The 13,694-nt window shown below is 63.3% G+C and carries 11 protein-coding genes; 1 reads left to right on the forward strand and 10 read right to left on the reverse strand.

Translation table 11 applies throughout. From position 1 onward, the window contains the following. The first annotated feature begins 225 nt into the window (after nt 1-225). On the forward strand, nt 226-1,143 hold the full coding sequence (locus FJ979_RS08865) for a hypothetical protein (RefSeq protein ID WP_140580584.1): 918 nt from the start codon (nt 226-228) through the stop codon (nt 1,141-1,143). 68 nt (nt 1,144-1,211) lie between these two features. Here the strand turns inward: FJ979_RS08865 and FJ979_RS08870 are convergent, their stop codons facing one another. The 10 genes from FJ979_RS08870 to FJ979_RS08915 form a co-directional block, all read right to left on the reverse strand. Next, nucleotides 1,212-2,612, reverse strand: a complete 1,401-nt coding sequence (locus FJ979_RS08870) for an NAD(P)(+) transhydrogenase (Re/Si-specific) subunit beta (RefSeq protein WP_140580586.1) — start codon at nt 2,610-2,612, stop codon at nt 1,212-1,214. A 1-nt stretch (nt 2,613) separates the two neighbouring features. Further along, a complete protein-coding gene (locus FJ979_RS08875; protein ID WP_140580588.1) occupies nt 2,614-3,039 on the reverse strand; it encodes an NAD(P) transhydrogenase subunit alpha in 426 nt (141 codons plus the stop codon). Next, on the reverse strand, nt 3,039-4,367 hold the full coding sequence (locus FJ979_RS08880) for a Re/Si-specific NAD(P)(+) transhydrogenase subunit alpha (protein WP_140580589.1): 1,329 nt from the start codon (nt 4,365-4,367) through the stop codon (nt 3,039-3,041). The genes FJ979_RS08875 and FJ979_RS08880 overlap by 1 nt, the downstream gene beginning before the upstream one ends. 87 nt (nt 4,368-4,454) lie before the next feature. Beyond that, the gene (locus tag FJ979_RS08885) at nt 4,455-4,679 is read right to left on the reverse strand and encodes an aa3-type cytochrome c oxidase subunit IV (protein ID WP_140501115.1); all 225 of its coding nucleotides are present in this window, start codon (nt 4,677-4,679) and stop codon (nt 4,455-4,457) included. 213 nt (nt 4,680-4,892) lie between these two features. Further along, nucleotides 4,893-5,042: a DUF3096 domain-containing protein gene (locus FJ979_RS08890; protein ID WP_140501117.1), complete on the reverse strand. Its 150-nt coding sequence runs from the start codon at nt 5,040-5,042 to the stop codon at nt 4,893-4,895. A 114-nt stretch (nt 5,043-5,156) separates the two neighbouring features. Next, the gene (locus FJ979_RS08895; RefSeq protein ID WP_140501119.1) at nt 5,157-5,924 is read right to left on the reverse strand and encodes a hypothetical protein; all 768 of its coding nucleotides are present in this window, start codon (nt 5,922-5,924) and stop codon (nt 5,157-5,159) included. 339 nt (nt 5,925-6,263) lie between these two features. Next, nucleotides 6,264-8,579 carry an EAL domain-containing protein gene (locus FJ979_RS08900; protein WP_140580591.1) on the reverse strand — a complete coding sequence of 772 codons (2,316 nt, stop codon included), beginning with the start codon at nt 8,577-8,579 and terminating at the stop codon, nt 6,264-6,266. A 136-nt stretch (nt 8,580-8,715) separates the two neighbouring features. Continuing rightward, nucleotides 8,716-12,192 carry an indolepyruvate ferredoxin oxidoreductase family protein gene (locus FJ979_RS08905; RefSeq protein WP_140580592.1) on the reverse strand — a complete coding sequence of 1,159 codons (3,477 nt, stop codon included), beginning with the start codon at nt 12,190-12,192 and terminating at the stop codon, nt 8,716-8,718. A gap of 220 nt (nt 12,193-12,412) precedes the next feature. Further along, nucleotides 12,413-12,964: a hypothetical protein gene (locus FJ979_RS08910; RefSeq protein WP_140558751.1), complete on the reverse strand. Its 552-nt coding sequence runs from the start codon at nt 12,962-12,964 to the stop codon at nt 12,413-12,415. Further along, on the reverse strand, nt 12,939-13,553 hold the full coding sequence (locus tag FJ979_RS08915) for a CGNR zinc finger domain-containing protein (protein WP_140580594.1): 615 nt from the start codon (nt 13,551-13,553) through the stop codon (nt 12,939-12,941). The genes FJ979_RS08910 and FJ979_RS08915 overlap by 26 nt, the downstream gene beginning before the upstream one ends. Nucleotides 13,554-13,694: the final 141 nt, after the last annotated feature.

Consider the following 13,694-nt stretch of genomic DNA (forward strand, 5'->3'; position numbering starts at 1 on the left):
CGGAGTCATCCCGGGACCATTGGCGCGCGTCGGTCGCGCCAGTGTTTCCCTTGCGAGATTCATTCGAACCGCCGGAACGGAAGCTTCTTTCCAGCATTGTGACAGTATCGATCACAATTCCTGGCGAAGGAGGCTCCCATGGGACGCGGCATCTTGCTCTGGTTACTCGGGGTTCCAATCCCGATCATCCTTCTTATCATGCTTTTCGCGCGATAGGGGGCTGTCATGCAGTCCACCCTGTCGATCACGGATGATCCCGGCGCGGTGGAATCGTCCGCCACCGCTATCAGCTGGGGTCCGATCATCGCCGGTGCCTTCGCCGCCTCGACATTGACCTTCATCCTGATGCTGCTCGGCTCCGGCCTGGGGTTGAGCATGGTCTCGCCATGGTCGGGCTCAAGCGCCTCTATCACCAGCTTCGCGGTTTCGACCGCGGTCTGGCTGATCGTCGTGCAATGGCTGTCATCCGGCCTCGGTGGCTATCTTGCCGGCCGGCTGCGCACCAAATGGGTGGGCGTGCATACCGACGAGGTTTATTTCCGGGATACGGCTCATGGCTTCCTGGCATGGGCGCTGGCGACGCTGCTGGTCCTCGGCGTGCTCGGCTCGGCGCTGTCGGCGGCTGTGGGTTCCGGCGTCCAGGCTGTATCCAGCGTGGCCGCCGGCGCCGCCCAGGGCGCTTCGGCCGGTGCATCGGCCAATGCAGGCGGGGCATCGACGGACAATGCCACATCCTATCTGGTGGACTCGTTGTTCAGGCCGGCGGACGCGGCGAGACTGGCGGCAGCCAATCCGCAAAACGACGCGGCGGCGGCGGCGCAGGCATCGCGCATCCTGGTCGCCAGCGCTGCGGCTGGCGAGGTTTCGCCCGAGGACAAGACATACCTGTCGCAGCTGGTCGCGGCACGCACCGGCCTGTCGGAAGCAGACGCCAAGACGCGTGTCGATACGCTGCTGGCAAAGGCGCAGGACGCCAAGGCCAAGGCCCAGCAGGCGGCCGATACCGCCAGGAAGGCGAGCGCCACATTTGCGCTCCTCGGCGCCCTGTCGCTGGTCATCGGCGCCTTCATCGCCAGCGCCGCGGCCGCCCTCGGCGGCAGGCAGCGCGACGACGAGGAGGCTGTGTTCCTGACCAGCCGTTGAACATCGTCTGAAATCCGCATGAAGAAGCCCGGCGAGCCGGGCTTCTTCATGCGGACGATGTGACCGGGTCAGTGATCCATGGCCTTGACGATTTCCTCGGTCATCTTCTTGGCGTCGCCGAGCAGCATCATGGTGCCGTCCTTGTAGAACAGCGTGTTGTCGATGCCGGCATAGCCGGAGCCGAGCGAGCGCTTGACGAACAGGCAGGTGCGCGCCTTGTCGACGTCGAGGATCGGCATACCGTAAATAGGTGAGCTCTTGTCATCCCGCGCCGACGGGTTGGTGACGTCGTTGGCGCCGATGACATAGGCGACGTCGGCCTGCGCGAATTCGGAGTTGATGTCCTCGAGCTCGAACACTTCGTCGTAAGGCACGTTGGCTTCGGCCAAGAGCACGTTCATGTGGCCCGGCATGCGGCCGGCCACGGGGTGGATGGCGTATTTGACGTCGACGCCATTGGCCTTGAGCTTGTCGGCCATCTCGCGCAGCGCATGCTGCGCCTGCGGGACCGCCATGCCGTAGCCCGGCACGATGATGACCTTCTGTGCGTTCATCATCAGATAGGCGGCATCGTCGGCCGAGCCCTGCTTGACCGTGCGCTCGATCCCATCATCAGCGCCCGCGGCTGCGGTCTCACCACCGAAGCCGCCGAGGATGACGGAGATGAAGGAGCGGTTCATGCCCTTGCACATGATGTAGGACAGGATGGCACCCGACGAGCCGACCAGGGCGCCGGTGATGATCAGCGCCAGATTGCCGAGCGTGAAGCCCAGAGCCGCGGCCGCCCAGCCGGAATAGGAATTCAGCATCGACACCACGACCGGCATGTCGGCGCCGCCGATGGGGATGATGAGCAGCACGCCCAGCACCAGCGATGCGGCAACGATGAGCCAGAAGACGAGCTTCGATTCGGTGGTGACCAAAAGCACGATCAGCACGACCAAGGCGATGCCAAGCGCGATGTTGATGAAATGGCGGCCGCCGATCATGATCGGCTTGCCGGACATGCGCCCGTCAAGCTTGAGGAAGGCGATGACCGAGCCGGTGAAGGTGATGGCGCCGATGGCCACACCCAGGCTCATTTCGACCAGCGCCTGGGCGTGGATGTCGCCCGCCGTGCCGATGCCGAAGCTTTCCGGCGCATAGATGGCGGCCGCCGCCACCATCACGGCGGCAAGGCCGACGAGCGAGTGGAAGGCGGCGACCAGTTGCGGCATCGAGGTCATGGCGATGCGCCTGGCCGTGACGGCGCCGACGCCGCCGCCAATGGCAAGGCCGAGCACGATCAGGCCGAAGCGTCCGGCCGATGGCGTGGCCAGCGCCAGCGTGGTGGCGATGGCGATGCCCATGCCGATCATGCCGTAGAGATTGCCCTGCCGGCTGGTGGTCGGGTGCGACAGGCCGCGCAGCGCCAGGATGAACAGAATGCCGGAGACCAGATAGAGGAAGGAGGCGAGATTGACGGTCACGTCACTTGTCCTTCTTCTTGTACATTGCCAGCATGCGCTGGGTGACGAGGAAGCCGCCGAAGATGTTGACCGACACCAGCATCAGCGCGACGAAGCCGAAGCCCGCGGCGACGCCGGAGGCGGCGATGCCGACGGCAAGCAGCGCGCCGACGACAATGACCGAGGAGATGGCGTTGGTGACGGCCATCAGCGGCGTGTGCAGCGCAGGCGTCACCGACCAGACGACGTAATAGCCGACGAAGATCGCCAGCACGAAGATGGCCAGGCGGAAGACGAAGGGATCGATGGCGCCGCCCGACAGCGCCTGCGCGGCGTCGCCGGCCGCCTCAGCGCCTCCGGGAGCATTTGCCAGGTTCTGCACCGCCAGCCGGACGGCGGCACTTGCCTGGTCGAGCTGGTCGAGGGCTTTCTGCAAGGTCTGATCCATCACGCGGTCCCTTTCGGCTTGGGCGAGGGCGACTTTGGCGAGGGCGACTTTGGCAGCGAGGGCTTGGATGCGGCGGCTTGCTTGGGCGCGGCTTTCCTAGGCGCGGCTTTCTTGGGCGCCGAAGCATCAGCGACCATTGTGCTGGCCGGTATCGCGGGGGGCTCGATATATTGGCCCTTTGGCGGCTGCTGGTCGGCCTTGGCGAAGGCCGGATGGACGATCTTGCCGCCGTCGGTCAGCATGGTCGCCTTGACCAGGTCGTCATCGCGGTTGATGGCAAGCGTCTTCGTCGCCTTGTCGACCAGGGTCTCGAGGAAAGCAAAAAGGTTCCTGGCGTAGAGCAGCGAAGCGGAGGCCGCGACGCGGCCCGGCACGTTGAGATGGCCGACGATCTTGACGCCGTTGGCCGTCGTCACGACCTTGCCAGGCACAGCGCCCTCGACATTGCCGCCGCGCTCCACAGCAAGATCGACGATCACCGAACCAGGCTTCATCGAGGCGACCATGTCAGCCGACACCAGCCTCGGCGCCGGGCGGCCGGGGATCAGCGCCGTGGTGATGACGATGTCCTGCTTGGCGATGTGCTCGGCGGTCAGCGCCGCCTGCTTGGCCTGGTATTCCCTGGACATCTCCTTGGCGTAGCCGCCGGCGGTCTCGGCCGCCTTGAACTCTTCGTCCTCGACGGCGAGGAACTTTGCGCCAAGCGAGGCGACCTGTTCCTTGGCGGCGGGGCGCACATCGGTCGCGGTGACGACCGCGCCGAGCCGGCGCGCTGTGGCGATCGCCTGCAGGCCGGCGACGCCGACGCCCATGATGAACACCTTGGCGGCAGGAACAGTGCCGGCCGCCGTCATCATCATCGGCAGCGCCCGGTCATATTCGGCAGCGCCGTCGATGACCGCCTGGTAGCCGGCAAGGTTAGCCTGCGAGGACAAGACGTCCATCGACTGGGCGCGCGTGATGCGCGGCATGAATTCCATCGCAAAGGCGGTCACCCCGGCCTTGGCCAGTGCCGCGACGGCGGCATCGTTGCCATACGGATCCATGATGGCGATGACCGCAGCGCCTGACTTGTAGCTTTTCAGCTCCGCATCGGTCGGCCGGCGCACCTTCAGCACCACGTCGGCCTTGGCCACATCGCCGGCCTCGCCGATCGAAGCGCCCGCCTTGGCGAACTCCTCATCGGGAATGCGCGATCGCGTGCCGGCACCGGCCTCCACAACCACTTCAAGACCCAGGCCGGCCAGCCGTTTCACCGTATCGGGCGAAGCCGCGACGCGCGGCTCGTTCGCATCGAGCTCACGAGGGATGAAAACCGTCTGTCCCACCGCATGATCCTTTCGGCTGGAACCTGTTTGCGCAAAGTGTCGGCCGGGGCGTCCGGCGACGTCAAAGGCAATGGGGTTTTGGAAAGACTATCGCAGAATGAAGGCGCCGACGGCCATGATCAGGACGAACAGGATAGTCGCCGAGAAGAAGCCGCCCGCGAAGAAACCGAAAGCCATCGCCAGAAGTATGGCGCCGCAGAAGAGTGATCCGTATTTGGCCAGCATGAGGAAGCCCGCATAGGTGCGGTCGTGCTCGGCATAGTCCATCTTCGCGCCCAGTTCGACAGGACCGGTCGGCGTGTGCTCAGCCATAGGAATACCCCTTCGAAGACATCTTTCAGGCACATAGCGAAAAGCCGCGCCGAGAGCAATGGCGCTATTGCCGCATCGCAGCCGACAACTGCCTCAAGGGAAATTTGAAGCAAAGCGCCCCTGCGTTCGGCAGAATCGCCGAACCGCTCCGGCTGCTTGTTTTCGCGCAATCCCGGACGAAGCCGGCTGGCGCGTCAACCGCGCTGTCCGTCTTTAGCCGGCGAGGTGCGGAAACAATCCAAGCAGGCCGGCTATGATCAGGTAGAGCGCGACGATGTAGTTCAGCAGCCGTGGCATGACCAGAATCAGCACCCCGGCGATCAGCGAGATAAGCGGCGTGAGCGCGAGCTGGGAAATATGCATGTCGGGGTCCTTTTGGCAGATACGTCGAAATGAAGACGCGGAGCGTCAACGCGCCGCCGTCATCAAAACGCGGATCTGGCCGGAAAGCTCCGGAGCTTTGCAAAATCAGGGGCCTCAGGCGGCCTCACGATAATATTTCGCCGTCGGCACGATAGACAAGGGCGTCAGCCGATTGATGGCCGGATTGGCGAACATCAACCGCTGTTCCATGGGCGTCGACCTGAAGAATGGGAAACGTTCGAGCGTCAGGCGCATATTTTCGCCGGCGGGGATTTCGAACAGGGCGATCCGGGTAAGAACGCCCGGAAACTCCTTAGCCTCGGTCCTCTGCACGGCATTGAAGTAACGAGAATAAAAATTGGAATGCTCGACCTTGACCGGCGTCAGCACAGAGTTCTGGCCAAAATAGAGCGAGGCCACCATGGCAAGCCTGAGTGTCAGAAACGGCAGCACTCCGGGTGCCGGCGCGGCATCAGGATCGGTTGCGAAGCGGGTTCCGTCGATGAAGGTTTCTCCGCGGGCAAGCCGCTCGATCAGTATTTCCGGATAGGCATCAACGGAGGGCGAATTCGGGTGCTCGATGGAAATGTAATGGAAGCGGATTGTGCTCACCAATTCGCCGTAGCAATAGACACCGAATCGGTAGGAATTGGGTAGATTGTCCCAGCGATCCTCGAACATGCCGCTGGCGAGCGGGCCGCACATGCCGGAGCGCAGATAGGACTTATAGCGAAGCCGGTAAATCGCTTCCAAATCCTCGCCCCCGGTAATGAGGCGATAATCGACATGCTCAAGCAGTTGCATCATCGATCGATTCAGCACCGAATCCCCGGCTGTGCTTACCCCGCCAGACGCATTCCTTGTAGCTGTTGCAGCATCCATCGTCTGTCCTCGAATTCGACCTAGGATAGGCTATTCGAGTTGAAATGAGACACAAGCCGAAATTTAGATCTTGTTGATTTACATTCCGTTAACCTTAATGGCCGGGAGCCGCTTGAGAATATCTTACTGAGCAATCGTCCGAGCGATTGCCACTGAGAGGATGTGGATCATGCCTCCGATACATCTGCGTAGTGAGGAAGACCTTTCAGCAGCATTGCGCAAAGCCAAAATCACGGCGGAACCGTATCCTGTCATCGAACGATTGAGTTCGACATCAAAGAGCATCGTGCGACTCGCACGCGCGGGGAATCCAATCGAGCGAAGTCGAAAATTACGGCGCTAACGGACCGTCCGTTTACCGGTGCGACGCAGGTCAGCGGCGAATGGCCAGGTGACATTCGACATCGTCTCGATACCCGACGCACTGAGCGCGGCACCGAACAGGAAGCCCTGCACGAGATCCGGTTTCACTTGCAAGGCCAGGATCTTGAGCTGCTCAAAGGTCTCGACGCCTTCGACAGTCACCGAAAGTCCAAGCGGCCGCGACAGATTGACAATGCCCTTCAGCAGCTCCAGCGAACGCTTGCTCTGGGTGACGTCCATCAAGAAGGAGCGATCGATCTTGATCTTGTCGAGCGGCAGCTTGTGCAGATAGCTCAGGCTCGAATAGCCGGTACCGAAATCGTCAAGTGCGATGCGCACACCGATCTGCTTCAGTTCCTCGATGTATTGACGTGTCAGCGACTTGTCATCGAGCAGCGCCGTTTCGGTGACCTCGATCTCCAGCCGGCCGGCGGCAAGGCCGGAGCTGGCCAGAGCGTCGCGAACCTTCTGGATGACGTCCCGGTTGCGGAAATCCTTGGCGGAGAGATTGACCGAGACGCTGGTGTGGTCCGGCCATTTGGCGCATTCGGTGCAGGCTGCCTGCAGCACGAAGGTGCTGATCTCGGAAATGATGCCCATTTCCTCCGCCAGCGGAATGAAGATGCCGGGCGAAATCGGCCCGAGGTCGGGATGGTCCCATCGGCACAGCGCCTCGCAGCTGGCGATGCGCATCGTGCTCATCGCCACGATCGGCTGGTAGACGACGCGCAGGGCCTTGCCTTCCACCGCGCTGCGCAGATCCGCCTTCATCAGCTGGCGGTTGCGGAACGCAGCGTCCATGGCGGCCTCGAACAGCCGCCAGCCGTTCTTGCCGAGCTCCTTGGCCTTATAGAGCGCCAGGTCCGCCTTGACGATCATGGCGTCGACGTCGGTATCCCTGACCCGCGACAGCACGGCGCCGGCGCTGGCCTGGATGCGCAGCCCATGGCCGGCGACGTCCACCTCCCCTTGCAACGCTGCAAAGATCTCGTCGATCTGAAGGGTCAGATGGCTTTCATCCTCTATACGGTCGAAGAAAACCATGAATTCGTCGCCGCCGAAGCGGCTGACGGTGATGCCTTGTCCCGCAATGGCGGCAAGACGCTCGGCCACCGCGTAGATCAATCCATCGCCGATCGGATGCCCGAGCGTGTCGTTGACACTCTTGAAATCGTCGAGGTCGAGCACGGCAAGGCCGCAGAGGCGGTCACGGTCGCCTGACGCCATCGCCTCGCCGATCAGTTCGTGGAAATAGGCGCGATTGGGCAGGCCGGTGAGATTGTCATAGCGCGCCATGAAGCGGATCTTGTCTTCCGCCTCGACGCGCGCCGTCACGTCCTCGAAGGTGATGACCCCGAGTTCCTGGCTGCCTTCGCGGGCGGAGAATTCGTAGTGCTGGCCATTGGCGAGCGAAACCAGGACCTTACGGTCGCGGCCCTCGCGCAATGCACGCGTCAGCTGGGCTTCGATGTAGCGGCAGTCCTTTGGGGCCAGCATGCCGCCCACGACGCCGCGCATCAAGAGACCATGGATTGACCGCCCAAGCAGCGCATCGGCCGATTTGAGCGACATCAGATGCGCGGCCTCGGCATTGGCGACCGCCACCCGACCGTCCGGGCCAAGCATGACGAGGCCATGCGACATGGTATTGAGCGCGCGATCGAATCTGAGCGCGAGCTTCCTCGCTTCCTTGTGGCCGATGACAGCCGAGAAAAGCACATCGCGGACGTGGTCGGCGCTGTTGATCGTGACGAAAGTCAACGGGATGATCATCAGACCGAGAATGACCGAAGGCACATCCATGCGCAGCAAAAGTGCAAGTGCTGCCGGACCAATGAAGGTCACGGAGAAAACCCGCACCATAATGGGAGAGCCGTAGTTCCGGCCAACAACCGTCACCAAGGTCGCGATGGCCAGCGACGTCGCGGCCAGTTCGGCAAAGGGATCGGGATAGACATAGATCGATATGAAGCACAGTGCGCCCAACGTTAGGCCCTGCACGCTGCCCTTGAGGATGTAGTTGCGCTCCCACCGATGCGCCTCCTGGACGTCGGCTATTACACCGCCTGCCTTCCGGAAGGCGCGAATGCCGAAATAGCGGTAAAGGCAGATGGACAGCAGAACAAAAGAGAAAGCCAGGAACAACGGATTGTTCGTGCGCAAGTAGATCATTAGTCCGAGGATCCAGTAGCACACGCCACCGATCACCAGCATGTGGGCGTTGTCGAACAACGACCGCACAAACTGGATATAAACATCCGCTGGGATGTTTTCGGTCTTTGTTCTGCCCATGTCGTCGGCCCAACGCTAGGCCTCGTCATCTCACATCCGCCTTAAGAAAGGCTTAGAACAGCGGTTTTGGGCGGCTTGCCGAAGGCGCGCAAAGCAGGACAGACTGGGAGAATTGGGCTTTAGGTAAACAAGGCCATCACTCGGCGGCCTGGAGTTCCACCCTCGCTGACGTGCCGGACAGGCGCTCGAGCAGTCTTTGGCGCTCGCCGGCCGCCTTTTGAGCGCTGGCTTGCCGAACATGGCCGTAACCGCGGATGAGTGCCGGCACCGAGACGAGGGCCGTGGCGGCCTCGATGGTGTCCGGCGCCAGCGAGTTGGCGACGCGTTGCAGGTCGGCCTCATATTGCGCCAATAATTGCCGCTCCATGCGCCGCTCGGCGGTGTAGCCGAACAGGTCGAATGCTGTCCCGCGCAGGCCCTTCAGCGCCGCCAGTATGCGGAACCCTTTCATCATCCAGGGACCAAAGCTCGATTTCCTCGGTTTGCCGTCATTGCCGCGACGGCCCAGGATCGGCGGCGCCAGGTGGAATTCGAGTTTTTCGTAACTCTGGAACTGCTTGCCGAGTTCGGCGGCGAAGGAGCCGTCGGTATAGAGCCGCGCCACCTCGTATTCGTCCTTGATCGCCATCAGCTTGAACAGGTTCCTGGCCGCCGCTTCCGTCACGGCGCTCGAACCGGGCGCGGCCTTGGCTTCGGCCGCGCGCAGGGCAGCGATCCTGCCGGCGTAGCGCTTGCCATAGGCGGCGTTCTGATAGGCGGAAAGGAAAGCGATCCGGCGGGCAATGATTTCGTCCAGCGTCTGGGCAATCGTGGCGGGTTGGCCGTCCTTGCCCGGCTGGACGAGGCCACGCACGAAATCCGGCTGATGCGCGGCGCGGCGGCCCCAGCGGAAGGCGGCGATATTCATCCCCACCGCCTCGCCGTTCAATTCGATCGCCTTTTCGACGGCTTGCGCCGACAGCGGCAGACCGCCATGCTGGAAGGCGAAGCCGAGCATGAACATGTTGGCGCCCAGCGAATTGCCGAACAGGGCGGTGGCTGTGCGGGTGGCGTCGAAGAAATGCGCCTTGTCGTCGCCGGCAGCAGTGCGGATCGCCTTCTTCAAGCGCTCGATGGGCAGCGAGAAATCGGCCGAGCGGGCAAACTCGCCCGGCATGATCTCGGCAGTGTTGGCGAGGAAGATGGTGTGGCCCTCGCGCACCGCGGCCAGCACCTTCTTGGCGCCCGACACGACGAGATCGCAGCCGAGCACGAGATCGGCTTTGCCGGCCGAGACACGGATGGCATGGATGTCATCGGGCGTGCGGGCGATGCGGACATGGGTGAACACCGAACCGCCCTTCTGGGCAAGCCCGGCCATGTCGATCATGCCGCAGCCCTTGCCTTCGAGATGAGCCGCCATGCCGAGCACGGCGCCGACGGTGACGACGCCGGTGCCGCCGACGCCGTCGATGATCGCCGCCCAGCCCTGTTCGCCGAGCGGGAATTCGGCGGCTGCTGGAACGCCGTCGAGCGGATCGGTCTTGCCGGCGATGCCTTCGGCCTTGCGGATCTTGGCGCCATGCACCGTGACGAAGGACGGGCAGAAGCCATTGACGCAGGAAAAATCCTTGTTGCAGCTCGACTGGTCGATCCGGCGCTTGCGGCCGAACTCGGTCTCCACCGGCTGGATGGAGACGCAGTTCGATTGGACGCCGCAGTCGCCGCAGCCCTCGCAGATCAGTTCGTTGATGAAGACCCGCTTGTCGGGATCGGGAAAGGTTCCGCGCTTGCGACGGCGGCGCTTTTCGGCGGCACAGGTCTGGTCGTAGAGCAGGATCGAAACCCCGCTAACGCCGCGCAGCTCGCGCTGGACGAGATCGAGATCGTCGCGGTGATGGATGGTGGCGCCGGCCGGGAACTCGACCTTGCCGGCATATTTGTCGGGTTCGTCTGTGACGACGGCGATGCGCTCGATCCCTTCGGCTCGCACCTGCCTGGCGATCATGTCCACCGTCAGGCCGCCTTCATGCGGCTGGCCGCCGGTCATGGCCACCGCGTCGTTATAGAGTATCTTGTAGGTGATGTTGGCGCCCGACGACAGCGCGAAGCGGATCGCCAGCGTGCCGGAGTGGTTGTAGGTGCCGTCGCCGAGATTCTGGAAAATGTGGTCGCGCTTGGAAAAGGGCGCCTGGCCGACCCACTGCGCCCCCTCGCCACCCATGGCGGTGAAGCCGACAGTATTCCTGTCCATCCACAGTGCCATGAAATGGCAGCCGATGCCGGCCGCGGCGATCGAGCCATCCGGCACCTTGGTCGAGGAATTGTGTGGGCAGCCGGAGCAGAAGAAGGGCGTGCGGGAGCCGATGTCCGACGCGTCTGCGAGCATGGCCTGGAACTGGCGCAGCTTCGCCACCCGCGCTGAAATCTCTTCCGACGGACCGATGGTTTTCACGATCCTTTCGCCAAGGGCAATGGCGATTTCGTTGGGGTCGAGCGCGCCCTTGGCCGGAAACAGCCAGTCGCCGCGCTCGTTCTTCTTGCCGACGATGACGGGCTGCGTGGCGGTGCCGTAGAGGCTCTCGCGAAGCTGCACCTCGATCAGCGAACGCTTCTCCTCGACGACGACGATGGTGTCGAGGCCGCGCGCGAACTCGGCAATGTGCTGGAAATCGAGCGGCCAGGGGCAACCGACTTTGAACAGCCGCACGCCGATGCGGCCGGCGGCCGCCTCGTCGATGCCGATATCCTCGAGCGCCTGGCGGACGTCGAGATAGCTTTTGCCGATGGTGATGATGCCGATCCTGGGATTGCGGCCGCCCGAATAGACGACGCGGTTCAGCCCGTTGGCATGGATGAAGGCCGACGCGGCGGCGCGCTTGTACTCATGCAGCCGCTCCTCCTGGCCGAGCATGTCGATCTCGTGGCGGATGTTGAGGCCGCCGGGCGGCATGTCGAACTCGGGATTAACGATGTTCAGACGCTCGATCGAGGCATCGACCGAGGCCGTCGATTCGATGTTGTCCTTGACGCATTTGATGGCCGCCCATGTGCCGGCGAAGCGCGACATGGCAAAACCGTAGAGCCCGTAATCGATTATCTCCTGGACACCGGCCGGGTTGAGGATCGGCACCATGGCGTCGACGAACAGGAATTCGGTGGCGTGCGCGTTGGTCGAGGATTCGGCCATGTGGTCGTCGCCCATCAAAGCGAGCGCACCGCCATGTTTCGACGAGCCGGCCAGATTGGCGTGGCGGAAGACGTCGCCGGAGCGGTCGACCCCCGGACCCTTGCCGTACCAAACCGAAAAAACGCCGTCATGGGTGCCTTCGCCCAGCAGTTCCGTCTGCTGCGATCCCCAGCAGGCGGTAGCGGCGAGTTCCTCGTTAAGGCCGGGCTGGAAGACGATGTCGGCCTGAGCGAGCTGTTTTTTTGCCTTCCACAGCTGCATGTCGAGGCCGCCCAGCGGCGAACCGCGATAGCCGGAGACGAAGCCGGCCGTGTTCAGGCCCGCGCGGCGGTCGCGCTCGCGCTGCATCAGCAGCATGCGGATGACCGCCTGGGCGCCGGACAGGAAGATGCGTTCCTTCCCCAGGTCGAACTTGTCGTCGAGCGCGACGTCGTGCAGCGTCATCAGGCATTTCCTCTGCGGAGGCCGCGCGGGGGCAGGCAGCCAGCGTCGGGATCGGATGACGCATCCTTTCTCCCCTTGCAAGACAGGTCAAACGAAATCGGACGTGCCAGGCAACGCGCAACGAACGATCCGCCGTCATCTCTTGCCCGGTATGAAATCGCCCCGCGAGCAATGTCCGGCGTACGAAAATTTCGCTTGCTTTTCGGCTTGGCGGCGAGCGTCAGGTCCCCTTGGAGCAGTCGGGCTTCGGCTCGCCCGGCAGCTTGCCGTCGGGGTGGCCGACGAGATCGGGATTGGCGGTGTAGAGCTGGTCAATGACGAGCGGCCGGTCGGGCAGGATGGACTGGTCTTCGGTGGACATCAGCGTGGTGTCGATCTTCTGCAGGACCGCGCCGTCGGAGCCCTTGATAGCGATGGCGATCGTATAAGGCTTGTTCTTGACGACGCAGGTCAAAGCCGGGCTCTCCAGCGTCACCTTGTCGAGCTTGGGCCAGACCTTCTGCTCGACCACCAACGGCGCGCCGCCGGCCGGATCCTGGAAGCTGGCGACCGCGACCTGGCCCTCTCCCATCGGCCGCAGGGGCCGCAGCGTCACGACATAGGTCGCCCTGGCAAGACGATAGTTGAAGACGAATATCTTGCCCGAAATCTCGAACAACTTGCCTTCACCGTCCTTGGCGGTGTCGCGGCAGGCGCCGAGCGCCATCGCCGCGATCAGCGCCATGCCGAGCAGGGCTGAACGAGAGCTAATCCTGGACATTGTTGACCTCATTGGCCGCCCTGCGGCGGCGATAGTGGCGGCTTGCCTTCTGGCGGTTGCCGCAGACCGCCATGTCGCACCACAGGCGGCTGGAATTACGGCTGCGGTCGACGAACAGCCAGGTGCAGTTGGGACAGATCCTGAGCCTGGCGACCGTGTCCTCGCGCAGCAGCGACAAGGCGGAAACCGCCAGCGCCGCCTCGAAAGCGATCGGCGTTGCCGGATCGCCGAACGGCTTTCCGGGCGTTGCGATCTCGGTCCGACTGCCGGCAAGACCGTCGGCGCAGGCCGCCAGGAGGCCGGAGAGATGATCGGTAGCGACCGTGCCTTTCGACACCGCGTGGCGAAACAACCGGTCCGTCGCCTCGCGGATCGCCAGCACGACAGGCGCAATTGCAGTCGGCGCGGAGACCGCCAGCCGCCTGCCGCCAAGCTCGGCGGCGCGAAAGCCGCTCGCCGCGTCCGCGAAGCGGGCGATCTCGCGCGGATCGTCAAAACGGTCGAAGGTCCTCTCGGGATCGGCACGCAGCACGACGGTGTTCGCCGTGTCGAGCGCGAGCAGGCCGCCGGTGAAGCGGTGCGGGGTCCAGGATACCGTCATGTCCGAAATCTAACCGATAAATGGCATTTGACAAGTTAGATTCGACGATGCAAGTCTGCCCTGAAGCGGGTATTGCCGCTCTCTGTCTGGAGCGTATCGTCGTCCCAAAACCGCTATGCGCTTTGGGCGACATGCCCCGAG

Source organism: Mesorhizobium sp. B1-1-6, from assembly GCF_006443035.1.
Lineage (GTDB): Bacteria > Pseudomonadota > Alphaproteobacteria > Rhizobiales > Rhizobiaceae > Mesorhizobium.